This window comes from Ochrobactrum sp. Q0168 (assembly GCF_016427605.1).
Taxonomy (GTDB): Bacteria; Pseudomonadota; Alphaproteobacteria; order Rhizobiales; family Rhizobiaceae; genus Brucella.
This window is the reverse complement of record NZ_JAELXQ010000006.1, coordinates 111,476-137,528: the sequence shown is the minus strand read 5'-3', so window position 1 is coordinate 137,528 and position 26,053 is coordinate 111,476. Positions and strand designations below refer to the sequence as shown.

Sequence of the window (26,053 nt, the reverse complement as noted above, 5' to 3'; positions counted from 1 at the left end):
GTTTGCGCCCCATAAGCGAAAAGCGGGCATATTACCGTATTACTATACGATAACTGCACTTTTTGAAAGCATCCCTTCGCTCTCTCTGCCCGTTTTAGGTGCAGAACGTTAAGCGGGTGCCTCTTCAATCACCGCCATCGCCGCCGCAACGCCTGCACCCACGTCGATATCCGGCACGCCTGCCGCCTTGAGACCGCCTGCCATGGCGGCGACCGAGACCAGCGAATAGGTCGGGCGCGCCGTCGGCCCCATATGTCCGATGCGGGTCAGTTTGCCGAGCGTCTCGCCGCGTCCTGACGAAAAGACGACTCCATAACGGTCGCGGATCGCCGCCCGCAATTTGGCTTCATCCACCCCTTCCGGGATCGCCACAGCCGTACAGGTCGGCGACGCGATTTCTTCCCGTGCGGCCCAGAGCTTCAGACCGGCGGCCTGAATGCCTGCACGGCAGGCCCTGGCAGTCCAGGCATGGCGCGCCCAGACGGCCTGTTCGCCCTCTTCCAGATAAAGATCGAGTGCTGCATCCAGCGCATTGATCTCCGAAACGGATGGCGTGAAGGGGAATGGCTTGTGGGCTTCATGGGCACGCTTCCAATCGATGATCGACAAAATGGAAGCTGTCGGCGCATCGGGATTGGCGACAATTTTCTCCCAGGCGGCATCGCTGACATGCAGGAGCGTCAGCCCGGGCGGACAGCCGAGGCATTTGTTGGGGCCAGTCACGAACATGTCGGCATGCGCCGTTTCCGGCAGCACATCCATGCCGCCGAAGGCCGACACGGAATCGACGATAAACAATTTGCCCGCTGCCTGAACAACCGCGCCAATTTCCGCGACCGGATTGACCGTGCCGGAAGGCGTATCGTGGTGACAGATCGACACAATCGCCACATCCGGGCGTTTTTTGAGGCAATCAGCCACGGCTTCAGCAGTCAGCACCTCATTATAGGGCACTTCCAGTTCGACCACTTCCTTGGCATAGCGCGCAGCCCAGTAGCCAAAGCCTTTTCCATAGACGCCCGAAACGAGATTGAGCACCACATCGTTTCTGGTAATCAGCGAAGCGGCGGCCGCTTCCAGCCCCAGCACAGGCTCGCCATGCAGGATAACCGGCGGTGTCTTGGTATGAAACACGCGCTGCACCTTGGCATTCACAGCCTCGTAGAACGCAAGGAACGCCGGATCGTAATCATAGAGAACCGGTCGCGACAAGGCCCGCAACACCGCCGGATAGGCGTCGACGGGGCCGGTGGTCAGCGTAAAAATCGGGTCGGCAATTTTTCCTGCATTCATTTCGTTCTCCCTTGCTTATACTTTTATTTCGATGCGCTATCTGGCTCGCGCCAGGCTGAGAAATGATGTTGCGTCAGCGGCATTCTCAATCCCTTCAAGGGAAGCGATCAATGCGTCGCCGTCGAGTGCGATCCCGCGCCAGTCGATCTGCGCCTTGAATTTCTGCGCCAGTTCGGCGTTGCTCATTGGATGAGCCAGCCCGCCCCTGGCGTCATCGATCCTGCGCACGAGTTTGCGCCCATCTTCGAGCAGAACGCAAACCTCGACCGCCTCAAAAGAAAACGACGGATCATCGACGAAGGAAAGCTTTTCGCCCAGCGCCTTCAGTTCGGGATCGGCCACGGCGGCATCGGTAAAGGCCGCCAGATCGGCCTTGCCCCATAACAAGCTGACCGCAACGGCGTGTTGGGCGCTGACCTGCGCCAGCCGTCCGGTGGTAACGCCGGGCCTATCCGTGCGCTGGCGCAGCAGCGGATGACCGGTCAATGTCACAGCGGTAATGGCACCGGCCCGCAGACCGCCCTCACCGTGCAGTTCAAGACAGGCTTCTATGACCGGATTGAGCACCACACCGCATGGATAGGGCTTGAATGTGTTCTTCAAAATTTCCCAATCGCTGCCAAGTCCGCCCGTCAGCGCGTCATAGTCCGGCGCATCGGAATGCAGGGCCAGAAAGCCGCGCGCGCCCTCCAGCGGTTCCGCCGGGCCGGTATATCCGTCGGCAGCCAGCAAGGCGAACATCAGGCCAGATCGCGCCGCCTGCCCTACGGAAAGGCTTTTGGACATAGTGCCCAATGTTTCGACCGAGCCGGAGGCTTGTGCCAGAGCATGGCCTAGCGCATCGACGAGTTGCGACGGGGAAAGCCCCAGCAGCTGACCCGCCGCCAGAGCGGCACCGAATGTCCCGCAGGTGGAGGTAATGTGCCAGCCGCGTGCATAATGAACCGGATGCAGCGCATTGCCCAAACGGCACGTCACTTCTGCACCCAGAACGAAGGCCTCTATCAGCGCCCTACCCGATACCGGCCGCCCTTCCCCCGCCATGGCTTCCGCCAGTGCCAGAACAGCTGGCGCAACCGGGGCCGATGGATGAATGACTGTCGGCACATGCGTGTCGTCAAAGTCGAAAATATTGGCGGAAGCGGCATTGACATAGGCCGCCCAAAGCATGTCGGCTCGCTCGGAGCGGCCAATGATGCTCGCTTTCGCCGGTCCTGAAAAAGCCGGCAGCATAGCCGCCAGTTTTTGTATCGCCGCTTCGTTCGAACCGCCTATGGCCGTCCCGACCATATTAAGCAATGAACGCCGTCCCGCGGCACGCACTGCGTCGGGCAAAGCGGGCGGAGCATGGACAAACTCCGCCAGAGTGAGGCTTAAACCCTTCATGTCACGCGCCAGCAGCTTTGCCGCGCACTTCGGCGCCCGCCCATTTTTCAAGCGGGCGAATGATGGCTGTCATGTCGGCATCCGCACCGAAATCGGCCTTGGTGATCGAGAAAAGCATGCGCACCGCATTGCCCACCATCATCGGTACACCGAGCCGTTCGGCTTCTTCGAGGCACAAACGAATATCCTTGAGCGACAAGCCGATGGCAAAGCCGAAATCGAATCCGCGCGGCAGTACGAAACGCGGTATTTTATCGGCGCTCGCGGAGGTGCGACCGGAACCGGCATTCAGGACTTCGATCATGACATCGGCATCGAGACCAGCCTTGGCACCCATCACCATGGCTTCTGACGTAATCGCCAATGCAGCAGCCGAGCAGATATTGTTGATGAGCTTCATCACTTGCGCCTTGCCCGGCTCTTCGGCAACACGGATCACCTTGCCAAGCGCGAGCAGCATCGGTTCAACGACCGAAAAATGCGCCGAAGGACCAGCAGCCATAAGCGCAAGTGTGCCCTTCTTGGCACCTGCGACACCGCCCGAAACCGGACTATCAATCAGGGCAATGTCTGCCGCCAACAATATTTCAGCCAGATCCATCTCGGCTTTCGGCCCGGTGGTCGACAGATCGACGACGCGTTTCACCACGCCGGGATTGGCCGCAATGCTGCGCCCGACGGCGACCACCACCTCGGGCGTCGGCAAAGATAGGAAGATCGTCTCTGCGCGCGCGGTCAACTCGCCGATGGTGCCAGCCTCTTCCGCCCCTGCGGCAACCAATGCGGCCACCGCCGCTTCGGCGCGGTCATTCACGGCAAGTTTGTAGCCAGCACCGATGATGCGCTCCGCCATAGGGCGTCCCATATTACCAAGGCCGACAAAACAGACTTCACTCATTCCACTCTCCTGTTATCGCGGTCGCGCCATCAGGCAAACGACCAGCCATTATCCACCGGTATCGCCGCACCGTTGATTCCTTCGCTGGCAGCGCCACAAAGGAAAAGCGCCAAGGCGGTCACCGTCTCCATCGGAATAAATTTGCCGCCCGGCTGACGGGTGGAAAGGAAAAGACGCGTCGCCTCTTCAGTGCTGATGCCTTTTTCCGCGGCCAGCACATCGATGCGGCCAAGCGCGGAATCCGTTGCCATCAGCCCAGGGCAGATCGCGTTGCAGGTGATTGAGGATGAGGCCAGTTCCAGCGCGACCGTTCGCGTCAGGCCGATCATTGCGTGTTTCGTGGTGACATAATCAGCACGACCGGCAAGCGCGATGAGGCTGTAAACAGAAGCCATATTGACGATCCGCCCCCAACCCCGTGCCTGCATGCCCGGCAGACAGGCGCGAATGAGCCGGAAAGGGGCAGACAGGTTAACCTCCAGCGCCTTGTCCCAGTCGGAATCAGCCAGCGTCTGCACCGGCGACATTTTGCGAATGACCGCATTGTTGACCAGGATATCGATTCCGCCCAGCTGTTCGGTTGCATGGGCTGCAAGCTGATCGGCTGCCCCGGCCTCAGACAGATCGATCACCGACGATCCCACCGGCTGTCCTGTTTCAAGGCTTAGCACTGCCGCGGCATCGCCCACTTCGGGCAAAACATCTGTAAGAAACACACGATCACCGGCCTTTGCAAAGCTGCGGGCCAGTTCCAGCCCGAGGCCAAGGGCCGAACCGGTGATCAGAACACCACGTCCCGTTGCAAACGTCATCGCGCCAGCTCCTCCCACGTCAAACTTGGCGCAACGTCGAGCCGAACGACGATCCCCTCCAGTTCAGCCGAAGGTGCTGAATAGGCCTGCATGACCGCTGGGTCGTGGCCCGGAACAATATGATCGAGGCTTGGCGCCAGTTCGGTCAGCCGTGCATAGCCGCGAATAAGAGAGGCTTCATCGTAGAGCACGGGAAACGGATTGCGGTGCTCCATATTGGCGTAGAAATGCGTCGCATCGGATGCCAAAACTACCCAGCCACGTGCGGTATAGACGCGAACCGCCTGCAAACCGGCGCTATGGCCCGGCACGGCATGAAGCCAGAAACCTGGCGAAAGCTCCCGGTCGCCCCGGTGAAACTCAATCCTGCCCGCATAGAGGTTGCGGATATAGGCAACGATGTTTTCAACATCGAAAGGAGCGCGCGCTTTCGCGTCGCACATGCAGGGACCGGTCGCGTGTCCCGCCTCATCAACTTGCAAATGAAAATGCGCTGCCGGAAAATCACCAAGCGTTCCCGCATGATCGTAGTGGAGATGTGTCAGCACGACCTGGGACACCTTGTCTGCATCCACGCCGAGAAGTGCCAGCGCATCCACCGGCTTTCGCAGCAAGGTTCGCCCGCGCGCATTGGCGGCATCCTGTCCGAAGCCGGTATCGATAACGAAAACCTCGTCACCGCGCCGGGCGAGCCAAACGAAATAGTCGAGATCAGCTCCCCACTCATGCGGATCAGAGACATGTAGAAAATTGTCTTTAATGGTTCGCCCGCCATGGGTGGCGTAACGCAAGGCATAAAGCTCGAAGGGCACTATTTCCCCGTCAGATCCCGTTATCGGCTCCGCCATGATCCTCCCGCCCCACAAGCGCATCCGACGTCGATGCGCCGAACAATTTCATCTTAGCCTACAGTATGACCGTAATCTTGTCATACAATCTATTGACAGGTCAAGTCCGGCATGTCTAACCTTGGGTCAATAAGAAAGACAAAACCACGGGGACAAGCTGGCGCACTGCCACCTTAACGGAGAGATGTATGACTCGTCCTGAATTCAACGGTGAACAATTCCAGAAGGGGTTGAAGGTTCGGCGCGAAGTGCTTGGCGAGGCTTATGTCGCGCCATCGCTGGCCAATGCCGATGATCTGACCGCACCGCTTCAAAAGCTCGTCACCGAATGGTGCTGGGGTGAAATCTGGACCCGCCCCGGTCTCGAGCGCAAGACCCGCAGTTTTCTCAACCTCGCCATGCTGACGGCGCTGAACCGTCCGCATGAAATCAAGATCCACGTTCGCGGCGCATTGAACAATGGTGTGACCGAAAACGAGATCGTCGAGGTCATTCTTCAGGCCGCGATTTACTGCGGTGTGCCTGCCGCGCTCGACGCCATGCGCGTTGCTTCGGATGTGATCCGGCAAATGCGTGAAGAAAAGGCCGAAAGCGCCTGATTTATATAACCGGAAACGCTCCATAAAACCGGGGAACACCGGCGATTCCAATTGCAAATAGGAGGCCCAATGACACAGGGAACAGCTACAAAACCAGCCAGCACGCCGCATCGGCTGAAGACCGGCGCGGAGTATAAGGAATCCCTCAAGGACAACCGCCAGATCTGGGTCGGCGGTTCCAAACTGAATTCCGTCTATGACGAACCCGCGCTGGCTAAGGGCATCGACCTTCTGGCCTCGATGTTCGACGATCAGTTCACCGAAGAACATGCCGACGCCACCACCTATTACGACGAGAAGGCAGGCGCTGTTCTCAGCCGTTCGTGGCAGATTCCGCGCACCAAGGAAGATCTGGCCGCACGTCGCCGCATGATCGAATATACGTCGCTGAAGACCGCAGGCACCTTCGGACGTCCGCCAGATCTCGCGCCTTCCATCGTTGTTGGTCTCTATGCCTATCTGCCGACCTTCAAGAAGAAGAAGTCGCTTATCGACGGCATTGATCCGGACTTCGCTGAAAACATCGAACGCTACATGGAATATGGTCAGAACAACAATCTGACCGCTTCGGAAAGCCTCGCCGGACCGCAGGCTGACCGTTCCTCGCCCAAGGCCTCGGAGGCCTCGCTCCTGAAGGCGCGTAAGGTCACGAAGGAGGGCGTCTATATCTATGGCGCCAAGACTGTCGGCTCGATTGCGGCTCAGGCCAATGATATTTTCTTCACTAATCTCGGCGGCATTCAGGAAACTCCTGCGGATGCCTGCATCTGGGGTTCGGTGCCAATCGACACGCCCGGCATCAAGATGATCTCGCGTGAAATGGTCTCGCAGCCATTGTCGAGCAAGTTCGACCATCCGGTGTCGAGCCTCGGCGAAGAAGCCGACCAGTTCATCGTGTTCGACAATGTTTTCGTCCCGAAGGAACGGCTTTTCAACCTCGGCGACCCGACGGCGATGAGCTATTACGGCCCGGTCTGCGTCTTCGCGCATTGGCATGTTCTGACCCGTCTCGCCGTAAAGGCGGAATTGTTCGTCGGCGCAGGCCAGATGGTTCTCGACTATCTCGGCACCGGCAAAATTCCGGCCGTACAAATGATGCTGGGCCAGCTCGTTGAATATGCGCAGACACTCCGCGCCTTCGTCACCGCTGCCGAAGCGCTGGCTGTCCCGACCGAAGGCGATGTCATGCGCCCCGATGTCGGCATGCTGACCGCCGGTCGCCTGTATTCGATCGAAAACTACCCGAAGATCATCCATATCCTTCAGGAACTGTGTGGGCAGGGTCTGGTGATGCGTTTTGGCAAGAAGGCGTTCGACAATCCGGAAGTCGGCCACTTCCTGCATGAACTGCTGCCCGGACATGGCGTATCGGCCATGGTCAAGGAACAGCTGATGAATTTCATCTGGGACATGACCTCCGGTTCGCTGGCTGGCCGCGTTGCCCTGTTTGAAAACGTCAACGCCACACCGGCTCCGGCCCTGCGCGCCCGACTCTATAATGAAGTCAAGCGCGACGGCTATGTCGCCCAGGTGAAGAAGATCGCCGGGATCGAGTAAAGCTCTGACGACCCCGCCTGATGCCAATCGGGCGGGGTTTCTTCTTTCGCGACATGTTGGAGATTGCGATGGATCAGTCCACGCTTATCGACCGCTTTTATAGCGCTTACACTTCGCGCGATGCCGAGGGAGCGGCTTCGCTTTATCACGCCGATGGCTGGCACGAGGAAGTCGCCATGGCAAAACGCCGTCAGGGACACGCCGCTCTGGCCGAGGGGCTGACCGGCTTCTGGCGTATGCTGCCCGATGTTGCATGGGAACGGCGCGGCTATATCCGCTCGGGCAATCAGGTTGCTGTTCCCTATCGGATGACCGGGACCTTCACGCCGCGCGGCGACAATGTTGAACCACGCCAGATCGCGCTTGATGGCCTGCATATATTCGAGTTCCAGGACGGTCTGCTGGCGGGCACCAAGGACATGTGGGACCTCGATCTTTTCAAAGCGCAGATGAGTTGAGACGATGAATGATCTGGCGAAACTCGACGGCATCGCGATTGCCGGTCTGATCTCCAGCAAGGAGATCAGCGCAAGCGAAGTCCTCGAAACCACTATCGAACGGATCGAGCGGCTCAACCCGCTGCTCAACGCCGTCGTGCATCCGCATTACGATCTCGCGCGCAAGCAGGTCACTGACGGCTTGGCCAAAAGCCCGCTTTCAGGCGTTCCGATGCTGTTGAAGAACACCGGCTTCGAAGCGGAAGGCATGCTCCTGTCGAGCGGGTCAGAACTGCTGCGCAATGTCGTCAGCAAACGCGATTCCACCATCACCGCGCGCTATAAGGCGGCGGGCATGGTGATTGTCGGCAAGTCCAACACACCGGAATTTGCACTCAGCTTCACCACCGAATCCGATGCCTTCGGCCCAGCCCGCAATCCGTGGGATATCACCCGCACGGCGGGCGGCTCGTCCGGCGGCTCGACGGCGGCTGTCGCCAGCGGCATGGTACCGCTTGCCAACAGTTCGGACGGCGCGGGTTCCACACGCCTGCCTGCCAGCCATTGTGGTCTTTTCGGTTTCAAGCCTTCGCGGCTGGTCAATCCTGTCGGTCCCGTCGCCGCTGAAGCCATCGGCGGCATGTCCACACCACACGCCGTCACCTGGTCGGTGCGTGACAATGCGGCCATGCTCGACGTGACAGGCGGCAGCGATCTCGGCGACCCATGGGCTTCTCCCGCCACGCCGGGCAGCTATCTGGCGGCACTCGACAAAACTCCGCCGCGCCTCAAGGTGGCGATGATTGTCGCCGCGCCGGACGGCAGTTCTATCGATCCAGAAATGATCGAAAGCGTGCGCGCCACCGCACGGTTGCTGGAAGATCTCGGGCACAGCGTCGAAGAAGTTGCAGATGCCGGCTATGACGCGGAAGCGCTGAAAGCAGCATGGCGTATCATCGTCGGCGTCAACGTGGCTTTGGGTGTCAGCGGTGGCGATGCATCCTCCGCCAATATCGGCAAGCTTGAACCCATCAATCAGCAATGGGTTCGCGAAGCGCTGGCAATACCCGGCACCCGTTATTTGTGGGCCCTCAACCAGCTTCACGCTTCGGCGCGAGCCCTCGGGCGCTTCTTCAGCACCTATGACGTCATGCTGACCCCGGCTGCGGCAGAACCCGCGCCGCTCTTGGGCAAGCTTGCCGGTCGGGACAAGAACATCGACGAATTCTACGATCTATTCTGGTCGCATTCGCCTTTCACCGCCGTTTTCAACACATCCGGCTGCCCGGCAATGTCGGTTCCGCTGGGCATGAGTTCCCATGGCCTGCCCATCGGCTCTCATCTCGGGGCCGGCTTTGGAAACGATGCCCTGCTTTTCGCATTGGCTGCGGAGCTTGAATGCGCCGCTCCCTGGATCGACCGGCGCCCATCCATATTCGGCTGAGGAAATGCTTGATGAACAACTCTGAAATCCTTGCCCTTGATGCTCGCGACATCGCCGCTGCCGTTGCCTCCGGTGCTCTCACCACCCGTGCTGTCACGGAAGCCTATCTCGAACGCATTGCGGACAGAGACGGCCCGGTCATGGCGTGGCAGCATCTTGATGCTGCGCAGGCACGCGCCGCCGCCGATGCGATGGATGCATCTGGAGCCAAGGGGTCGCTGGCTGGCGTCCCGATTGGCGTCAAGGACGTCATCGACACCGCCGACATGCCAACCGGCTACGGCACGAGCATCTATGAGGGCTTTCAGCCGCCATGGGATGCGCCAGCCGTGCAGATTACCCGCAATGCGGGCGGCTTGATCCTGGGCAAGACGGTGAGCACGGAACTCGCCATGGCGAGCCCGAACAAGACCCGCAACCCGCACAATCCGGCGCATACGCCGGGCGGATCGTCATCCGGCTCCTGTGCTGCGGTTGCCGCTGGCATGGTGCCTCTGGCCTATGGCACGCAGACTTCCGGTTCGGTTATTCGCCCGGCAAGCTTTTGCGGCGTGACGGCCTTCAAGCCGACCTTCGGTGCAATCAATACGGTCGGGATCAAGGTGCTCTGCCACGGGCTGGATACGCTCGGCATTCTTAGCCGCAACATTGGCGATGCTGCCCATTGCGCCGCAGTGCTGACCGGCCAATCCGAACTCGCCGCCCTCAAACCACCAGCGCGCCCTCGCATCGGCGTCCTGCTCGGCACCCGCCTCGAAAAGGCGGAAGCCTATGCGATCGACATCGTCAACCGGCTGGCATCCCTTGCAGAAGCATCCGGCGCAGATGTGACCGTGCTGCCCGCTCCGTCCTGGTTTGACGGCATTTTCGACCTGCATGAAGCCGTCATGGGCTGGGAAGTCACCCAGTCGCTGGCCTCCGAGACCAGCCGCCATTGGGACGGGTTGACACCCGTTACCCGTGCCATGATGGAAGATCAGGGTCGCGTTGATGAAGCACGCTATCGTGCAGCCATGGTTGAAATACCAGGTATCCGCCTCATGATGGACGCGATCCTTTCGCGTTTCGATGCGGTGCTGACGCTGGCCGCCCCCGGTGAAGCGCCGGATGGAACGCCGACCGGCGATCCGATTTTCAACCGGCTGTGGAGTGTCCTGCAAGTACCGCTCATCTGCCTCCCGGCAGGCAAAGGCCCAAAGGGATTGCCCGTCGGCGTCCAGCTTGTCGGCGCACGCGGGGCCGACCACCGGCTTGCCTCCGCGGCGCTCTTTCTTGAAACCGTGCTTGCTGCAAAAGGAGGCACCCTATGATCCAGCCAGACACCGATCAGTTGACCGATGATTTTCGCTCCGCCATGCGTCAGCTTGCGGCGACGGTGAACATCATCACCGCCGGTGAGGGCGATCAGCGGCGCGGCCTGACGGCAACTGCCGTCTGCTCCATGTCGCTGACGCCGCCTTCCATGCTTGTCTGCGTCAATCGCTTCGGTCAGGCGCACAAGGCGATCACCTCGGCAGGAAGCTTCTGCGTCAATATTCTCGCCGACCGCCAGCGCGAAGTCGCCATGCGTTTCGCAGGCCAGATCGGCCAGATGGGCGAAGACAAATTTGCGCCCTATCGCTGGACGAGCCTTGCGACGGGTGCCCCCGCTCTTGATGACGCGATGGCCAATCTCGATTGCGAGATCGCCACGGTTTCCGAGACGGACAGCCATTCGATTTTCATCGGCAATGTAAAGGCCATTCGCTTCGGACCAGAAACATCGCCACTGCTACACTACAACCGCAACTTTTTCACACTGGCAAACCAAAACGCACTCTAGAGCGGTTTCAGCAGAGGTTGAATCGCAATAACCGCGCTAGCCTTTTGTTTTGTCGCACATCTTATCCGAAAACCGCTTCGCATTTTTCGGGATGTGCTCTAGCAACCCGACAGAGTGGGAACCGGCTGCACCAGAATAAACACAATAACAAATAGATAGAGCACTTTCTTCATCGGGACTGGCCGACGTGCTCTCAGCTGCAGCCACAATGTCAAACGGGCAGACGCCCAATGGAGGTATCATATCATGTCAATCAGCGATGCTCAGTTCCTGAAGGGCTGGAGACAGGTGCTCGAAATGTGCAACCTGAAAGCTGGCGAACAGGTCACCATTCTGACGAGTGACGACAGCAACAAGCAGATCGCCTATATCGCCAAGCTTGCAGCTTCCGATCTTGGCGCAGTTGTTACCGAACTGAACCTTGCTCCGGTCAACGCTGAAAAAGCGATCTCGCCAGACAAGTCTGGCTATATCGGCAAGACGCCACTCGACGGCAATTCGGCAGCGCTGGCCTGCCTCATGGCGTCCGACATGGTCATCGACACATTGCAGCTTCTGTTTTCCAAGGAACAGGAAGAAGTATTGAAGACGGGCACGCGCATGCTGCTGGCGGTCGAACCACCGGCAATCATGATGCGCCAGATTCCGCGCCCGGAAGACAAGCTGCGCGTTCTCGCTGCCGCCAAGAAGATCGGCGCGGCCAAGGAAATGCACGTGACCTCGAAAGCCGGTACGGATTTCCGCTGCCGTCTCGGCCAATATCCGGTTCTCACGCAATATGGTTTGGCCGATGAGCCGGGCCGCTGGGACCACTGGCCAAGCTGCTTTTCGGCTCGCTGGCCGGATGAAGGGAGTGCCGAAGGCACCATCGTCATCGACGAAGGCGACATCCTGCTGCCATTCAAAAAATACGCCCGCGCGCCGATTACGGTCACCATCGAAAAGGGCTTTATCGTCGATATCAAAGGTGGTTACGATGCCGAGTTCATGCGCAAGTTCATGGACAGCTTCAATGATCCCCGCGCGTATGCCATGGCCCATGTCGGCTGGGGCCTGGAAAACCGTGCTAACTGGACGGTGCTTGGCCTTTACAACCCTGAGGCCCAGCTCGGCATGGATGCGCGGTCCTTCGCAGGCAATTTCCTGTGGTCGTCGGGTCCGAATACCGAAGCAGGCGGTGATCGCGATACGCCGTGCCATCTCGACATTCCGCTGCGCAATTGCTCTGTCTCCCTCGATGGCGAAGTCATGACCCTGGAAGGCGTCGTGGTTCCCGCGGATCAGAAGTAACGCCATGGCACAATATGACTTAGCAATCATCGGCGCCGGCTCTGCTGGCGCCCTTCTGGCCGCACGGCTGAGCGAAGATCCGGCCCGGCAAGTCGTGCTGATCGAAGCTGGCGGCGAGCCAACAGATCCCGATATCTGGAAACCGGCCATGTGGCCCGCCATCCAACATCGCCCTTATGATTGGGATTATAATACCGTCCCACAGTCGGGTGCTGCCGGTCGCAGTTTCGCGTGGGCACGCGGCAAGGCGTTGGGTGGCTCCAGCCTGCTGCATGCCATGGGTTATATGCGCGGCCACCCCGCCGACTTTGCCGCCTGGGCGGAAGCGACAGGTGATAAACGCTGGAGCTGGGAGGGCTTGCAGAAAGCCTTCATGGCAAATGAAGACCACGCGCTGGGCGGCGATGGTATCCACGGCAGGGGCGGCCCGATGCCGGTATGGATACCGGATGAGGAAGTCAGCCCCCTGACCCGCTCCTTTATAGAAGCGGGTGCTGCACTTGGCCTGCCCCGCATTCCCGGTCACAGCACCGGGCAGATGATCGGCGTCACGCCGAACTCGCTGATGATCCGCGATGGCCGACGCGTAACGGTTGCCGAAGCATGGCTGACGCCAAGCGTACGTGCGCGTCCCAACCTGACAATACTGACAAGTACAAAGACCCGATATCTCTGTTTCGACAACGCTCGTGCCACGGGCCTTGAGGTTCTCGGCCCGCAAGGACCGGCCACGATCACTGCCGACCAGATCATCCTTTCGGCGGGTTCGCTGGAAGGCCCGGCCCTTCTCATGCGTTCTGGCATTGGTCCGGAAGACGTGTTGCGTGAGGCTGGCGTGGCCTGCCGCATCAAAGCGCCTGAGCTGGGCCGCAATTTGATGGATCATCTGCTTGGCGCGGGCAATCTCTATGCTGCCAAGAAGCAGCTTCCCCCGTCCCGCCTGCAACATTCGGAGAGCATGACCTATATGCGCGCCGACGGGACTGCCGCTGACGGCCAGCCGGAAATCGTCGTCGGATGCGGTGTTGCACCCATTGTGTCGGAACAGTTCACCGCGCCAGCACCGGGCAGCGCCTATTCCTTCCTGTTCGGCGTCACGCATCCCACCAGCCGTGGTGAAATACGCATAACCGGCGCAGGTCTGGACGAGCCCCTTAGGATCGACCCGCAATATCTCCAGACCGAGAACGACCGTCGCTTGTTTCGGGCAGCCCTCGCGGCAGCGCGGGAAATCGGTCATCGCACCGAACTGGATGAATGGCGCGACCACGAAGTTCTCCCCGGAGCCGTGGAAACTGAGGATGATATCGACGCCTTCATCGCCAAGGCCGCCATCACGCATCACCACCCGTCGGGAACCTGTCGTATGGGCAAGGATGATGCCGCCGTGGTCGATCCCGGCCTGCGGCTGAATGGGTTGGATAATGTCTACGTCGTGGATGGCTCTGTTCTGCCGAGCCTGACGGCTGGGCCCATACATGCGGCGATACAGGCCATCGCCGAGCGCTTTGCCTGCGACTTCATCGGCAAGGTGATTTAGCTAACAGGGCGCGTTCGCTGTTCCAGCCCGGTGCGCCCAATTTTCCTGCCAAGCGGCGATTTTTACGATAGTTTTTGGCCTCGTTGCACAAAACTTTGAAAAAAGCCAAATAATCTTAAGACGCATTTGCGCTGCGAATGTTTCAAACTGCTACCTGACCTAACCCTCTCATCTTCGCGACTCCAAGATAGGGTCCAGAGGGGGATCAATGTGTTGTCGCTTACTTCATAGCGCGAACAATGGCAGTATATCCAGCCATCTGATTGCCAGTCAGTGTCCGGATGTTGTGAAAGTTCAAATCTCAGCCGTTGACCATATGTAGGATATTCTACTTCACATGTTAGGGTCTGCGTTCGAATGTAAGAGCGTCTCTTCAAAAGTTATAAGTTTGAGCATAAACGAAAATTTCCTGTCATCAACGGCATTCAAAAATTAGTATATTCCCAGATATGCTTTTCGAACATTTTCATTACCGAGGAGTTCTTCACTCGCTCCTGAAAGATGTATCTGCCCATTTACTATTACATAAGCACGTTGGGACAATTTTAGTGCGTGATTGGCATTCTGTTCGACCAGAAAAATAGTCTTGCCCATCGTGGCAATCTCTCCCAGCACCTCGAAGACGCGCTTTACGACGAGCGGCGCGAGCCCCAGCGAAGGTTCATCGAACAAGATCAGCTCGGGCCGCGCCATCATGGCGCGCGCAATGGCCAGCATCTGCTGCTCACCGCCGGACATGGTGCCTGCAACCTGATTGCGGCGCTCCTTGAGGCGGGGAAACAGCTCGAACATGGTTGCGCGGTCGGTGTCGAAATGCTCCATGCCGACAGGCGTGGTGCCCATCATCATATTTTCCTCGACCGACATTTCCTGATAGATCTGCCGCCCTTCCGGCACCAGCGCCACGCCGCGCCTGGAAATACGATTTGTGGCCAGACGCGAAATATCCTCACCCCGATGAACGATCCTGCCTTTCGACGCGCGCGGCGAGCCGAAGATCGTCGAGAGCAGCGTGGTCTTGCCTGCGCCATTCGCGCCGATCAGGCTGACAATCTCGCCCTTGGAAATATGCACATTGACCGAGCGCAGCGCTTCCACCGCACCATAATGCGCGTGCACATCCACTAGCTCCAGAAGCTTGTCGGTTGCGCCCTGCCCGTTTGGTTCTGCCACTTGGCTCACGATTGCACCTCTTCTTCACTGACACCGAGATAAGCGGCGATCACGGCCGGATCGTTGGCCACCTGTTCGGGCGTTCCATCGGCAATGACCTCGCCGTGATCCAGCACGACAATGTGGTTCGATATGCGCATCACCAGCCCCATATCGTGCTCGATCACCAGCACGGTCAGTTCCTGCTCAGCGCAAAGCCGCTGGATGATCTGGGAAAGCTCATGCGTTTCGGATGGGTTCAGCCCCGCCGCCGGTTCATCAAGGCAGATAAGCTGCGGCCCGGTGCACATGGCGCGAGCGATCTCCAGCCGTCGCTGCCGACCATAGGGAAGTTCGCCAGCCAGCCGGTTGGCGTCTTCAAGCAGGTTCATCTGGCCGAGCCAGTAATAGGCGCGGTCCACCGCCTCGGTTTCCGCCTTGCGGAAGGCCGAGGTCTTGAAGATGCCGCTCAAAAGCCCGTTGCGGGTGGCAAGATGCTGGGCAACCAGCAGGTTTTCCACCACCGACATTTCCTTGAACAGCCGGATGTTCTGGAATGTGCGGGCGATGCCCGCCCGCGTCACCTGATGGGAGCCGCCGGTGATCGGCTTGTCCATATAAGCGCCGATGTCGCGCGGGCCTTGCGGACCGTTGAGCACGATGCGGCCTTCGCTCGCGCGATAAAAGCCGGTGATACAGTTGAACATCGTCGTCTTGCCAGCGCCGTTGGGACCGATCAGCGCTGTGATACCGCCTTTCGCCACCGAGAAATTGACCCCGCGATTGGCGACAATGCCGCCAAAGGACATGGTGACATTCTGAACCTCGAGAATTGGCGCGTTCATCGGCTGGCCTCCATGGTCAATTGGTCCGGCTTGGCGGAAAGCCCCGCCGATACCACCGCTTCCGACGACGGGAAGAATGCCGGACGCGTGACCCGCACCAGTCCGCGCGGCTTCCAGATCATCATGACGACCATCAGCACGCCGAAAATGAAGACGCGGTATTCCGCGAAGTCGCGCAGCAATTCCGGCAGGATAGTCAGCACCAGCGCGGCCAGGATGACACCCACCGTCGAGCCGAGACCGCCCAGCACAACGATGGCGAGGATGAGCGCGGATTCGAAGAAGGTGAAGGAGGTCGGGTTCACGAAGCCCTGATGTGCCGCGAAGAACACGCCTGCAATCCCGCCTGTCGATGCGCCAAGCATGAAGGCGGAAAGCTTGATGAAGACGTGATTGACGCCAAGCGACCGACAGGCAATCTCATCCTCGCGCAGTGCTTCCCACATGCGCCCCAGCGGCATGACGCGCAGGCGCTCCACCGTGTAGATCACCCCGCACACGACGAGGAACAGCACGAAATACAGGAACCAGAACTTGTAATCGGAATTATAGGCGATGCCGAAGAAGTCGTGGAACGGCGTGCCGCCCTGCTTTGCGGTCCGGCTGAACTCCAACCCGAAGAGTGTGGGGGCGGGAGCGGCGGCGCCGTTCGGTCCTCCGGTAAAGTCCAGCCAGTTGTTGAGCACAAGGCGGATGATCTCACCAAAACCCAGTGTCACGATGGCGAGGTAATCGCCATGCATCTTGAGCACCGGAAAGCCGAGGATCATGCCGCAAAGGCCCGCGAGAAACGGCGCGATGATCAACGCGCTCCAGAAGCCCAGCCCCAGATATTGCGAGCCGAGCGCCAGAAGATAGGCCCCCACCGCATAGAAGGCGACAAAGCCTAGATCGAGCAGGCCGGCCAGCCCGACGACGATATTAAGCCCCAGACCCAGGAGGCAGTAGATCAGTGCCAGAATGGCGATACCGAGGAAATATTTGTCGGCCACGAAAGGCAGCATCAGCCCCGCCAGAAAAATCACCGCCAGCAGCGGGGCTGCGGATTTTTCCTTGCCGGTGCGGACGGTAACGCCGCCGCTATTGCTGGAGAGACGAGCCTTCAGCCTCGCGCCGAGCGGGCTCATGCCGATCAGCGAGAAGATCAGCCGTCCGGCTGTGACGATGGCGGCAAGCGTGACGGCCCGCATCAACTCGTTGCGGAAGGAGAAGCCGTCCAGCACGAGACCGGAAATCGGTCCAAGCAGGATCAGCGAAATGGCGAAAGTCAGCAGCGCTTCCTTGAAAAGCGCGAGAAGACGGTCTTTTGGCATGGTTTCCGCCCTCCCCTCAGACTTTCTGGATTTCCGGACGACCGAGTAGGCCGTAAGGACGGAAGAACAGAAGGACAATCAGCAAGGCAAAGGCGAAGACGTCCTTGTAGTCCGTGCTGACATAACCGGCGAACAGCGCTTCGGTGAGGCCCAGCAATATGCCGCCGAGGACCGCGCCCGGCAGCGAGCCGATGCCGCCAAGCACTGCCGCCGTGAAGGCCTTGATCCCCATCACGAAGCCGATGAAGAAATTGAACGAACCGTAGTTGAAGGTCACCAGCACGCCGCCGACGGCAGCCGTCGCCGCGCCGATCACGAAGACGGTGGAGATGGTGCGGTCGGTATTGACGCCGAGTATCGCGGAAATGCGGATATTCTGCTGGGTCGCGCGGCACTCACGGCCAATGCGCGTATAGCCGATCACATAGGTCAGAATGCCCATGGCGACCAATGAGGCCAGCAGGATCACGGTCTGCATATAGGTGATCTGGGCAAAATGCTGTTCGGTGCCGAACCGGAAAGCACCCTGGATCAGCGTCGGCACACCCTGATCGCGCGCGCCTTGCGAAATCTGAACATAGCTTTGCAGCATCAGCGATATGCCGATTGCCGAAATGAGCGGCGCCAGTTTGGTGGAGCCGCGCAACGGCCTGTAGGCCACGCGCTCGATCACCCATCCGTAGACCGCCGTGATGGCGCAGGTGATGATGAGGATCGAGATCAGCGCGAAAGGAACTGACTGAACGCCGAAGAAGCCGAGCACTGCAAGCGTGATCGCGGCAATATAGGCCGACACCATATAGACGTCGCCATGAGCGAAATTGATCATGCGGATGACCCCGTAGACCATCGTGTAGCCGACGGCGATCAGTCCGTAGATAGCGCCCAGCGTGATCCCGTTGATCAGCTGCTGGGCCAGAATATAGAAGTCCATGGCAACCCCTTTTGCATTCAGAGCGACAGGCGATCTGAACTCTTGGTCCGACGCATCCAGCCGACCAGCGTGACGGGCTGCGGATGCGATTCAGGCAAGGAGGAACCAGCCAGACTGCAGGGTCTGGCTGGAGCTGGTAGAGCCTTAATTGACGAGAACTGGGGTTCCCTTATCGTCGAAATTATAGAAGACGAACTTGAAATCCTTGATGTCGCCCTTCTCGTCCCAGGTGATCTTGCCAATGGCGGAATCAACCGTGTTGTTACGCAGCCAGTTGGTCTGGGCCTTGATGTCGTCACCCGCCTTCAACGCAGCCACGATGGCCTGTGCATTGGCATAGCCATAGAGTGTGTAGTTGGCTGGCGTGATATTCGCCTTCTTGAGCGCATCCTGAACGCCCTTGGTCGACGGATCGGCCAACGGGTCCGGCGTTGCCGAATAATAGACATTCTTGAGATTGCCCGCGCCGCCCGCGGCCGCAGTCAGCTCAGCCTGCGCGAAGGAATCGCCGCTCACCACGACCACATCCAGCCCCTGTTCCTTGACCTGGCGGATCAGCGGGCCGCCTTCCGGAATAAGACCGCCGAAATAAACCGCCGTTGCGCCGGAGCTCTTGATCTTGGTCACCAGCGCATTGAAATCGCGCTCGCCGCGCGTCAGTCCTTCATAGAGAACAGGCTTGATGCCGCGCGCTTCGATGGTTTTCTTGACCGCATCGACGAGGCCCTGACCATAGGTGTCCTTGTCATGGATCAGCGCGATCTTGTCCCGCTTCAACGTGTCGAGAATGAACGCACCGGCAACAACAGCCTGCTGATCGTCGCGTCCGCAACCGCGAAACACGGTTTCAAGACCACGCTCGGTCACCGTTGGATTGGTGGACGCAGGCGCCATCTCCAGAATGCCCGCATCATTGTAAATTTCAGAAGCGGGAATGGTGCTCGACGAGCAGAAATGGCCGATCACCGCCTGAACCTTGTCCTGATCGACAAAACGGTTGGCAACGGCAATCGCCTGCTTCGGTTCGCAGGCATCGTCGCCCTTCACCAGCTCGATCTGCTTGCCATTGATGCCGCCGCTGGCGTTCACATCGTTTACATAAGCGGAAACGCCGCTGTAAACCTGTTCACCGAATGTAGCGTTGGGGCCTGTCATCGGGCCTGCAACACCGATCTTGATCGTGTCGGCGGCAAAGGCCTGCGACAGCAGGAGACCGGATGCGATGGCCGATCCGGCGAGAAGTCTTGCGATGGATTTCATGGAGTTTCCCTCTGGTTTTAATCGTTGTTCTTATCGAAGCGATTTCTGTTCCGACGGAAGTGTTCGAACCGCTCCAGCTCTTTGTTTGCATGCATTTCCGAGCAAAATCGCTCTATATTCTCACTGGAAACGTTCTGGCCGCTCCCGGCCCTCGCCATTTCCACGCAATCGGTCACATCGCACCAATCGTCTGATTTTGCTTGCCTATTACCTCCACCAAACAAAAATTGACCAGCTGAACCGCCACTCTTGCGGCTTGTTTTCATGTTGACACATATATGATAAGTGACGTATTTAAAGATCGTCAAGTGGAAATACGAACGAGCGCGGCCCGACGCCATCAAGACGCATCAATTCCAGACCCCGACGGCCCGATCTTCCACCCGCCTCCATACGACCCAGCACAAAGAAACGCCGTGATCGGCGACACGCCAGGAACCACAGGCCAGGGAGCCCAGACATGAACATGATCGCGTTCGAAAGCCGGCGCGCGGCGACCATCAAATCCTCACCGTCGATGGCCGTTTCGATGGCGGCCAAGGCCATGCGCGCCAGAGGCGAAAACGTCCTCGACCTGTCGCTGGGCGAGCCGGATTTTGATACGCCGCAACACATTGTCGAGGCGGCAATCGGCGCGATGCGCAGCGGCGTCACGCGCTATACCGCGCCTGACGGCCTGCCGGAGCTGCGCCAGGCCATTGTCGACAAGTTCAAGCGCGAGAACGGTCTCGACTATGCGCTGGACGAAATCTCCATCGGCAATGGCGCAAAGCAGATCCTGTTCAACGCCTTTCTCGGCACGCTGGAGCCGGGCGATGAAGTGATCGTTCCGGCCCCTTACTGGGTGTCCTATACCGATCTGGTGATCCTGCATGGCGGCCTGCCGAAAGTGATCGCCTGCGGGGTGGAAGACGATTTCAAGATCACGCCGGAGCGGCTGGAAGCGGCGATTACCCCGAAAACCCGCTGGTTTCTGTTCAACTCGCCATCCAATCCAACTGGCGCGATCTATACGGCGGAAGAACTAAAGGCGTTGGGCGAAGTGCTGGCGCGCCATCCGCGCGTCGCGATCATGTCGGATGAAATCTACGAACATATCGTCTGCGGCGACACGCCTTTCACCTCATTTGCCATTGCCTGCCCCGATCTGCGTGACCGCACATTGATCATCAACGGCGTTTCCAAGGCCTATGCCATGACCGGCTGGCGTCTCGGCTATGCGGCGGGTCCGAAGGAACTGACCAAGGTGCTCAACAAGCTTCAGTCGCAGAGCACCACCTGCCCCTCCTCCATCACGCAGGTTGCGGCGGCGGCGGCCCTCAACGGCCCGCAGGATTTCGTGCGGGCGGCGGTTGCGGAATACAAGGCGCGCGGCGAACTGGTGACGAAGGGCTTTGGTGCCATTCCGGGACTTGAAGTGCGCGCGCCGGAAGGTGCATTCTATCTCTTCCCGAAATGCGCTGCCTATATCGGCAAAGTGACGCCGGACGGCACTGTGATTGCGAATGATACGATGCTCGCTTCCTATCTTCTGACCGAAGGCAAGGTCGCCACTGCCCCCGGCGCGGCTTTCGGCGTTGAGCCCTATATCCGCCTCTCTTTCGCGACCTCCCGGGAAAACCTCGCCGCCGCCATCGAGCGCACGTACGATGCCCTCACAAAACTTCGTTAATTAGGACCTCTTCATGACCCACTTTCAAAGAACGCTGTTGACCGGCGCCGCCGGTCGCCTCGGATCGGAGCTGCGCAAATCGGGAACGCGGCTGGGCCAGATCGTGCGCTTGTCCGCGCTGGAACCGTGTCAGAATCTCGCGCCGCATGAAGAGGACTTCCCCGCCGATCTCGCGGACTTTGACGCGGTTTCGCGCACGGTCGAAGGCTGCGACGCCATCATACATATGGGCGGACAGTCGGTCGAAGCGCCGTGGAAGACCATTCTCGATTCCAATATTTCCGGCGGCTACAATATTTACGAGGCAGCCCGCCGCCATGGCGTGAAGCGCATCGTCTTTGCAAGCTCGGTCCATGCCATCGGCTATTACGAGCGGACGCAAACCATCGACGGCAATGTTCCAACGCGCCCGGACAGCCTTTATGGCGTTTCCAAAACCTTCGTGGAAAATCTGGCCCGGTATTATTTCGACAAGTTCGGCATCGAAACCGTCTGCATCCGCATCGGCTCGTCTTTTCCCGAACCGACCGACCGCCGCCATCTGATCACCTGGCTGTCTTTCGATGACTGCCGCCAGCTCGTCGAGAAGTGCCTGTCGGCGCCGCGGGTCGGCTTCATGGTCGCCTATGGCATGTCCAACAACAGCGAATCCTTCTGGGACAACCGTACCGCCGCCGTGCTCGGCTACAAGGCCAAGGACAGCGCCGACGATTATCGCGACGCGGTTTTCGCCAAGACGCCGCAGGGCGACCCCAACGATCCGGCAGTCCGGTTTCAGGGCGGCAGCTTCTGCGCCGCCGGTCATTTCGAAGACGAAAACAAATAGGCTTACAATGCAGGCTTCCAAGAGTTCCTATGATGTCGTCATTGTCGGCGGCGCGGTTGTGGGCAGCGCGACCGCCTATTTTCTGGCGACCAACCCCGATTTCAATGGCACCATACTGGTGATCGAAAAGGACTGGACCTATCAGCGCTCGGCAACGGCGCTGTCGTCCAGCTCCATCCGTCATCAGTTTTCCAACGCCATCAATGTGCAGGTTTCGCGCTTCGGCACGGAATTCATCCACAATTTCCGCGAAAACGTGGCCGTTGACGACGACACGCCGGAAATCGGCTTTCACGAAGCGGGCTATCTGTTCCTCGCCGCCGATGACCGCGGCGATCAGGTTCTGCGGCGCAATCATGAAACGCAGGTTTCCTGCGGCGCGGAAGTTTCGCTGCTGGATGTGGATGGCCTTGGCCAGCGCTTTCCGTGGCTCAATCTTGAGGGGTTGACGCTTGGCAGCACCGGCGAACTCGGCGAAGGCTGGTTCGACAGTTCCGCGCTCATGCAGGGTTTCCGCAAGAAGGCGCGCTCGCTTGGCGTCGAATATATCGAGGACGAGGTGGTAGCCGTCAATCGCGAGGGCGACCGCATTGTCTCCGTGACCACCAAGAGCGGGCAAACGATTGCCTGCGGCACGATGGTCAACACGTCCGGCACCAACGGCAAGAAAGTCGCCCGCATGGCCGGGCTGGACATCCCGGTCGAACCACGCCGCCGTTCGCTGTTCGTCGTCGATTGCCGCACACCGCTGGAAGGCAAGGTGGGCCTTACCATCGACCCCAGCGGCGTATTCTTCCGGCCTGAAGGCAAGTTCTATCTGATGGGCACCTATCCCAAGCACGACCCGGAAGTCGACCCGAACGATTTCGATGTCATGCATGACGAATTCGACGAGGAAATCTGGCCGACCTTGGCCAATCGCGTTCCGGCTTTCGAGGCGATCAAGGTCGTCAACTCATGGGCGGGCCACTACGACTATTGCACGCTCGATCACAATGTCATTCTGGGGCCGCATACCGAGGTAAAGAACTTCCTGTTCGCCAACGGGTTTTCCGGCCACGGATTGCAGCAGTCCCCTGCCATGGGGCGCGGCTTGAGCGAGCTGATCATCTATGGCGCCTTCAAGACGCTCGACCTCTCGCCCTTCGGCTATGAGCGCGTGACGGCCAATCGTCCATTCCTGGAAGATGCCGTGATCTGACCGGCCTTCCGGACACAATCAAAAAGCCCGAAACCATCGCCGGTTCCGGGCTTTTCTTTTTGTTGCTCAGTCCGTCAGCGCATCGCTGGCCGGTTCTTCCAGCAAGGAGCGATAGCGATTGAGGCTTTCCTCCAGATGCGCGACCAGCGCATTGCGCGCCGCCTTCGCATCGCCCTGCGTGATCGCGGCAAGGATCATCGCATGTTCCTTGTTGATCTTCTTGAGATAAGACCGCGAAGCCCGCACGGGCTGGCGATGCTTCAGGAGAAGATCGAAGTTGATCTCGCCGATAACCGCTTCCAGAAAGCTTGGGAAATGCGGATTGCGGGTTGCCCGCGCAATCGCAAGGTGAAAATCGAAATCGGCGCGCGCCTCGATTTCCGGATCATCGGTTTCCAGATTTTCCAGATGATCATAAGCGCGCGCGATTTCCGCCAGCGCCTCCGGTGTGCGGCGGGTGGCGGCAAGCGCCACCGACTGCATTTCCACACCAAGCCGCAATTCGAGAATCTGCATTGCAGAGCGAATATCATCGATCCGGCTGATCTCGTAATTGAGCGCCTTCACGTCCTTGTCGGTGACATAGACGCCCGCGCCCTGCCGCGTGGTGACACGCCCGGCGACCTTGAGCGAGGTCAGCGCCTCGCGGATGACGGTTCTGCTGACGCCAAACTCTTCACATAGCTGGGCGCTGGACGGCAGCTTGTCGCCCGGACCATAGAGACCCGAATCTATCCGGGTGGTCAGTTCCGCGACGACAATTTCCGCCAGATTTCCGCGTTGGGTAATGATTGACACGACATTTAACTCCAGCGCTGGTTATTTGATTTTATAAATCGCGTGATGACTAACTATAAGGGCAGTACCATTTCATTGAGTATCTGAACAGGATGCCGGATGGACCGGCTTTCAATCGCCTTTATTATGATGCTCTGACATATCCGCATGCCTTGACGAATTTCCCATCGTTGGACGTCGCTTGATAAATCGAATTGACGATAGGACAAACGGTACGCGAGCTGTCCGACCCCCACCTCACCTTGAAAGCCCGCCTGGGCCAGGTGTTGCGAGAGTTCGAGTGTCAGGCCATTGAAGCGCTGTTTCCTGATCGGGGACGGAATCATGTGGGACTCAAAAAACCTCTTGCATCGCCTTCAACTTGGCATATAAGTGATAACATACAATTCTTCCCAAGCAAGACCAATAAGAGGCGGAACGTGAAAGATCAGACCATTATCATTGTCGGCGGCGCTTCGGGACTGGGTTTGACGACAGCAAAGCTGATGGTGGAAAACGGAGCGGCCAAAATCGGCCTCATAGACCGCAATGCGGAACTACTCGCCAGCTCCGCGGAAACGTTGCGCGGACTGGGCGTTGAAGTCGCGACTTCAGTCGCAGATATTTCGCGAGCCGAATCTGCCCATAAGGGCTTCAACGACGTCGCCGGCAAGCTAGGCCGCGTGCATGCGCTCGTCAACAGCGCAGCCATCTATCCGCGCAAGCCAATCCTTGAAATCACAGATGAAGATTGGGATCTGGAAAACGCCATCAACGTCAAGGGCACCTATCACATGATGGTGGCCGCCGTTCTCCATATGCGGCAGTTCGTCGATGTGCCTCACGTCACGGGCCGCATCGTCAATGTCACCTCGGTCGACGCCTTCAAGGCGCATCCGCAAAACGCGCATTATGCAGCCACAAAGGCGGCTGTCGTCAGCCTGACCAAATCCTTCGCGCAGGAATGCGCCAAGGACCAGATTCTGGTCAATTCCGTTGCACCGGCAGGCTTTGCCACCGACCGCGCCAAGGAACTGGGCTTCCTGCCGGAACTCGCCAAGGCAAGCGCGCTTGGACGCGCCGCCGAACCGGTGGAAATGGCGCAATGGATCGTCATGATGGCTTCCAGCCGCAACACCTATGCTACGGGCGAGAATGTGGTGATCAGCGGAGGCTATATCTATGTCTGATCCCTACCGCGTTGCGCTTGTCACCGGCGCCACGAGCGGCATCGGCAAGGCCACCGTCGCGCGGCTGCGCGAGCGCGGGCTGACCGTCTACGCTGTCGGTCGCAACAGTCAGGCGCTGGCAGCACTTGCCGCGGAAACAGGCGCGCTCACAGTTGAGGCCGATGTGCGCGACACAAAAGCCATCGAGACCGCACTTTCGGGCGTCGAGGTCGACGTCCTGATCAACAATGCGGGCATTCTTTCCACCCGCGCCTTGTTTCACGAGATTGACCCCGACGAGATCGACGCCATGGTCGATATCAATCTCAAAGCGCCGATGCATCTGACCCGCGCCTTTCTGCCCGGCATGGTGGCGCGCAAGCGCGGCCACCTCATCTATATCGGATCGAGCGGCGGTCAGGCGCCTTATCCGAATATGGGCGCGTACGGTCCCTCCAAGGCCGGCCTGAGCCTGTTTTGCGACAATCTGCGCTGCGATCTTCTGGGCACTTCGGTACGCGTCAGCGAAATCGTGCCGGGCCGCGTGCAGACTGCGCTTTACCGGACATCGATTCCCGACAATCAGGCGCAAGCCGTGCTTTACGATGGCTATCGCCCGATCCAGCCGGAAAACATCGCACAGATCATCGGCCAGGTGATCGAACTGCCGGTCTTTGTCGATGTTTCCCGCGTCGAAGTCTTCCCGACCGATCAGGCGACCGGCGGCGGATCCATGGTCAAGTTTCAGGAAAACTAAGGCGAAGGCGACGCTCTGCGTCGCCTTTGTCGTTTCATCACCACCATACCGGGCACGGCTCGCAAAAGCCGCACACCGTACAGTTCTGCGCGCGCGAAAAGCTCACGCACAGCTCCACCGATAGACAAGTAAAACTTGCCAATTGCCGGATTATCTTGATTTCGTGAAAACGCTCCGGCTGGCATGATCATTCACAAGGTGATCGCTGACATAGAGCGGTT

General features: G+C 59.1%; 24 protein-coding genes. 13 read left to right on the top strand and 11 right to left on the bottom strand.

Annotation, left to right across the window (positions count from 1 at the left end; genetic code table 11):
* Nucleotides 1-108 precede the first annotated feature (108 nt).
* From ppaT to JAU75_RS13050, 5 genes are read right to left on the bottom strand one after another with little or no spacing between them, the layout of a single operon-like run.
* Nucleotides 109-1,293, bottom strand: a complete 1,185-nt coding sequence (gene ppaT / locus JAU75_RS13070) for a pyridoxamine--pyruvate transaminase (protein WP_199056937.1) — start codon at nucleotides 1,291-1,293, stop codon at nucleotides 109-111.
* A gap of 36 nt (nucleotides 1,294-1,329) precedes the next feature.
* Complete coding sequence (locus JAU75_RS13065) at nucleotides 1,330-2,679, bottom strand: MmgE/PrpD family protein (protein WP_199056936.1); 1,350 nt, start codon at nucleotides 2,677-2,679, stop codon at nucleotides 1,330-1,332.
* A gap of 1 nt (nucleotide 2,680) precedes the next feature.
* Nucleotides 2,681-3,577, bottom strand: a complete 897-nt coding sequence (locus tag JAU75_RS13060) for an NAD(P)-dependent oxidoreductase (RefSeq protein WP_199056935.1) — start codon at nucleotides 3,575-3,577, stop codon at nucleotides 2,681-2,683.
* A gap of 29 nt (nucleotides 3,578-3,606) precedes the next feature.
* Nucleotides 3,607-4,389 (bottom strand): SDR family NAD(P)-dependent oxidoreductase, encoded by a 783-nt coding sequence (locus JAU75_RS13055; RefSeq protein ID WP_199056934.1) that lies wholly within the window; start codon nucleotides 4,387-4,389, stop codon nucleotides 3,607-3,609.
* Nucleotides 4,386-5,237: an N-acyl homoserine lactonase family protein gene (locus tag JAU75_RS13050; protein WP_199056933.1), complete on the bottom strand. Its 852-nt coding sequence runs from the start codon at nucleotides 5,235-5,237 to the stop codon at nucleotides 4,386-4,388. The genes JAU75_RS13055 and JAU75_RS13050 overlap by 4 nt, the downstream gene beginning before the upstream one ends.
* Nucleotides 5,238-5,425: 188 nt before the next feature.
* Between JAU75_RS13050 and JAU75_RS13045 the strand changes: the two genes are divergently transcribed.
* The 8 genes from JAU75_RS13045 (at nucleotide 5,426) to JAU75_RS13010 (ending at nucleotide 13,926) form a co-directional block, all read left to right on the top strand.
* Nucleotides 5,426-5,836, top strand: a complete 411-nt coding sequence (locus JAU75_RS13045; RefSeq protein WP_121539385.1) for a carboxymuconolactone decarboxylase family protein — start codon at nucleotides 5,426-5,428, stop codon at nucleotides 5,834-5,836.
* Between the two features lie 69 nt (nucleotides 5,837-5,905).
* Entirely contained in the window at nucleotides 5,906-7,393 is a 1,488-nt protein-coding gene (locus JAU75_RS13040) for a 4-hydroxyphenylacetate 3-hydroxylase N-terminal domain-containing protein (protein WP_199056932.1), read from the top strand.
* A gap of 68 nt (nucleotides 7,394-7,461) precedes the next feature.
* Nucleotides 7,462-7,851 (top strand): nuclear transport factor 2 family protein, encoded by a 390-nt coding sequence (locus JAU75_RS13035; protein ID WP_199056931.1) that lies wholly within the window; start codon nucleotides 7,462-7,464, stop codon nucleotides 7,849-7,851.
* Nucleotides 7,852-7,855: 4 nt separating this feature from the next.
* The gene (locus tag JAU75_RS13030; protein WP_199056930.1) at nucleotides 7,856-9,274 is read left to right on the top strand and encodes an amidase; all 1,419 of its coding nucleotides are present in this window, start codon (nucleotides 7,856-7,858) and stop codon (nucleotides 9,272-9,274) included.
* An 11-nt stretch (nucleotides 9,275-9,285) separates the two neighbouring features.
* The gene (locus JAU75_RS13025) at nucleotides 9,286-10,584 is read left to right on the top strand and encodes an amidase (protein WP_199056929.1); all 1,299 of its coding nucleotides are present in this window, start codon (nucleotides 9,286-9,288) and stop codon (nucleotides 10,582-10,584) included.
* Nucleotides 10,581-11,096: a flavin reductase family protein gene (locus JAU75_RS13020; RefSeq protein WP_199056928.1), complete on the top strand. Its 516-nt coding sequence runs from the start codon at nucleotides 10,581-10,583 to the stop codon at nucleotides 11,094-11,096. Before JAU75_RS13025 ends, JAU75_RS13020 begins: the two co-directional genes overlap by 4 nt.
* 246 nt (nucleotides 11,097-11,342) lie before the next feature.
* Complete coding sequence (locus JAU75_RS13015) at nucleotides 11,343-12,386, top strand: 2,5-dihydroxypyridine 5,6-dioxygenase (protein ID WP_078339159.1); 1,044 nt, start codon at nucleotides 11,343-11,345, stop codon at nucleotides 12,384-12,386.
* A 4-nt stretch (nucleotides 12,387-12,390) separates the two neighbouring features.
* Nucleotides 12,391-13,926 carry a GMC family oxidoreductase gene (locus JAU75_RS13010; RefSeq protein ID WP_199056927.1) on the top strand — a complete coding sequence of 512 codons (1,536 nt, stop codon included), beginning with the start codon at nucleotides 12,391-12,393 and terminating at the stop codon, nucleotides 13,924-13,926.
* Nucleotides 13,927-14,358: 432 nt separating this feature from the next.
* Here JAU75_RS13010 and JAU75_RS13005 read toward each other — a convergent pair whose 3' ends face one another.
* From JAU75_RS13005 to JAU75_RS12985, 5 genes are all read right to left on the bottom strand, one after another.
* Complete coding sequence (locus JAU75_RS13005) at nucleotides 14,359-15,108, bottom strand: ABC transporter ATP-binding protein (protein WP_371836173.1); 750 nt, start codon at nucleotides 15,106-15,108, stop codon at nucleotides 14,359-14,361.
* Nucleotides 15,105-15,923: an ATP-binding cassette domain-containing protein gene (locus JAU75_RS13000; protein ID WP_199056926.1), complete on the bottom strand. Its 819-nt coding sequence runs from the start codon at nucleotides 15,921-15,923 to the stop codon at nucleotides 15,105-15,107. The genes JAU75_RS13005 and JAU75_RS13000 overlap by 4 nt, the downstream gene beginning before the upstream one ends.
* On the bottom strand, nucleotides 15,920-17,236 hold the full coding sequence (gene livM, locus JAU75_RS12995) for a high-affinity branched-chain amino acid ABC transporter permease LivM (RefSeq protein WP_199056925.1): 1,317 nt from the start codon (nucleotides 17,234-17,236) through the stop codon (nucleotides 15,920-15,922). The genes JAU75_RS13000 and livM overlap by 4 nt, the downstream gene beginning before the upstream one ends.
* A gap of 16 nt (nucleotides 17,237-17,252) precedes the next feature.
* Nucleotides 17,253-18,170, bottom strand: a complete 918-nt coding sequence (locus JAU75_RS12990) for a branched-chain amino acid ABC transporter permease LivH (protein WP_078339029.1) — start codon at nucleotides 18,168-18,170, stop codon at nucleotides 17,253-17,255.
* Between the two features lie 144 nt (nucleotides 18,171-18,314).
* On the bottom strand, nucleotides 18,315-19,430 hold the full coding sequence (locus JAU75_RS12985; protein ID WP_199056924.1) for an ABC transporter substrate-binding protein: 1,116 nt from the start codon (nucleotides 19,428-19,430) through the stop codon (nucleotides 18,315-18,317).
* A 460-nt stretch (nucleotides 19,431-19,890) separates the two neighbouring features.
* Between JAU75_RS12985 and JAU75_RS12980 the strand changes: the two genes are divergently transcribed.
* The 3 genes from JAU75_RS12980 to JAU75_RS12970 are packed head-to-tail and all read left to right on the top strand — an operon-like array spanning nucleotide 19,891 to nucleotide 23,129.
* Nucleotides 19,891-21,102, top strand: a complete 1,212-nt coding sequence (locus JAU75_RS12980; RefSeq protein ID WP_199056923.1) for a pyridoxal phosphate-dependent aminotransferase — start codon at nucleotides 19,891-19,893, stop codon at nucleotides 21,100-21,102.
* 13 nt (nucleotides 21,103-21,115) lie between these two features.
* Nucleotides 21,116-21,928: an NAD(P)-dependent oxidoreductase gene (locus JAU75_RS12975; protein WP_199056922.1), complete on the top strand. Its 813-nt coding sequence runs from the start codon at nucleotides 21,116-21,118 to the stop codon at nucleotides 21,926-21,928.
* A gap of 7 nt (nucleotides 21,929-21,935) precedes the next feature.
* Nucleotides 21,936-23,129, top strand: a complete 1,194-nt coding sequence (locus JAU75_RS12970; protein ID WP_199056921.1) for an FAD-binding oxidoreductase — start codon at nucleotides 21,936-21,938, stop codon at nucleotides 23,127-23,129.
* Between the two features lie 66 nt (nucleotides 23,130-23,195).
* Here the strand turns inward: JAU75_RS12970 and JAU75_RS12965 are convergent, their stop codons facing one another.
* On the bottom strand, nucleotides 23,196-23,927 hold the full coding sequence (locus JAU75_RS12965; protein WP_199056920.1) for a FadR/GntR family transcriptional regulator: 732 nt from the start codon (nucleotides 23,925-23,927) through the stop codon (nucleotides 23,196-23,198).
* A gap of 419 nt (nucleotides 23,928-24,346) precedes the next feature.
* On the opposite strand from JAU75_RS12965, the gene JAU75_RS12960 reads away from it, so the two are divergent.
* Together JAU75_RS12960 and JAU75_RS12955 are read left to right on the top strand one after the other, a co-directional pair.
* Entirely contained in the window at nucleotides 24,347-25,096 is a 750-nt protein-coding gene (locus JAU75_RS12960) for an SDR family oxidoreductase (protein ID WP_199056919.1), read from the top strand.
* Nucleotides 25,089-25,832, top strand: coding sequence for an SDR family oxidoreductase (locus JAU75_RS12955; protein ID WP_199056918.1), 744 nt, complete (start codon nucleotides 25,089-25,091; stop codon nucleotides 25,830-25,832). The genes JAU75_RS12960 and JAU75_RS12955 overlap by 8 nt, the downstream gene beginning before the upstream one ends.
* The last annotated feature ends 221 nt before the right edge of the window (nucleotides 25,833-26,053 follow it).

Bases quoted from the DNA above. Each gene is read 5' to 3' on its own strand.
- ppaT (WP_199056937.1), bottom strand. From the start codon at position 1,293: ATGAATGCAGGAAAAATTGCCGACCCGATTTTTACGCTGACCACCGGC.
- JAU75_RS13065 (WP_199056936.1), bottom strand. From the start codon at position 2,679: ATGAAGGGTTTAAGCCTCACTCTGGCGGAGTTTGTCCATGCTCCGCCC.
- JAU75_RS13060 (WP_199056935.1), bottom strand. From the start codon at position 3,577: ATGAGTGAAGTCTGTTTTGTCGGCCTTGGTAATATGGGACGCCCTATG.
- JAU75_RS13055 (WP_199056934.1), bottom strand. From the start codon at position 4,389: ATGACGTTTGCAACGGGACGTGGTGTTCTGATCACCGGTTCGGCCCTT.
- JAU75_RS13050 (WP_199056933.1), bottom strand. From the start codon at position 5,237: ATGGCGGAGCCGATAACGGGATCTGACGGGGAAATAGTGCCCTTCGAG.
- JAU75_RS13045 (WP_121539385.1), top strand. From the start codon at position 5,426: ATGACTCGTCCTGAATTCAACGGTGAACAATTCCAGAAGGGGTTGAAG.
- JAU75_RS13040 (WP_199056932.1), top strand. From the start codon at position 5,906: ATGACACAGGGAACAGCTACAAAACCAGCCAGCACGCCGCATCGGCTG.
- JAU75_RS13035 (WP_199056931.1), top strand. From the start codon at position 7,462: ATGGATCAGTCCACGCTTATCGACCGCTTTTATAGCGCTTACACTTCG.
- JAU75_RS13030 (WP_199056930.1), top strand. From the start codon at position 7,856: ATGAATGATCTGGCGAAACTCGACGGCATCGCGATTGCCGGTCTGATC.
- JAU75_RS13025 (WP_199056929.1), top strand. From the start codon at position 9,286: ATGAACAACTCTGAAATCCTTGCCCTTGATGCTCGCGACATCGCCGCT.
- JAU75_RS13020 (WP_199056928.1), top strand. From the start codon at position 10,581: ATGATCCAGCCAGACACCGATCAGTTGACCGATGATTTTCGCTCCGCC.
- JAU75_RS13015 (WP_078339159.1), top strand. From the start codon at position 11,343: ATGTCAATCAGCGATGCTCAGTTCCTGAAGGGCTGGAGACAGGTGCTC.
- JAU75_RS13010 (WP_199056927.1), top strand. From the start codon at position 12,391: ATGGCACAATATGACTTAGCAATCATCGGCGCCGGCTCTGCTGGCGCC.
- JAU75_RS13000 (WP_199056926.1), bottom strand. From the start codon at position 15,923: ATGAACGCGCCAATTCTCGAGGTTCAGAATGTCACCATGTCCTTTGGC.
- livM (WP_199056925.1), bottom strand. From the start codon at position 17,236: ATGCCAAAAGACCGTCTTCTCGCGCTTTTCAAGGAAGCGCTGCTGACT.
- JAU75_RS12990 (WP_078339029.1), bottom strand. From the start codon at position 18,170: ATGGACTTCTATATTCTGGCCCAGCAGCTGATCAACGGGATCACGCTG.
- JAU75_RS12985 (WP_199056924.1), bottom strand. From the start codon at position 19,430: ATGAAATCCATCGCAAGACTTCTCGCCGGATCGGCCATCGCATCCGGT.
- JAU75_RS12980 (WP_199056923.1), top strand. From the start codon at position 19,891: ATGAACATGATCGCGTTCGAAAGCCGGCGCGCGGCGACCATCAAATCC.
- JAU75_RS12975 (WP_199056922.1), top strand. From the start codon at position 21,116: ATGACCCACTTTCAAAGAACGCTGTTGACCGGCGCCGCCGGTCGCCTC.
- JAU75_RS12970 (WP_199056921.1), top strand. From the start codon at position 21,936: ATGCAGGCTTCCAAGAGTTCCTATGATGTCGTCATTGTCGGCGGCGCG.
- JAU75_RS12955 (WP_199056918.1), top strand. From the start codon at position 25,089: ATGTCTGATCCCTACCGCGTTGCGCTTGTCACCGGCGCCACGAGCGGC.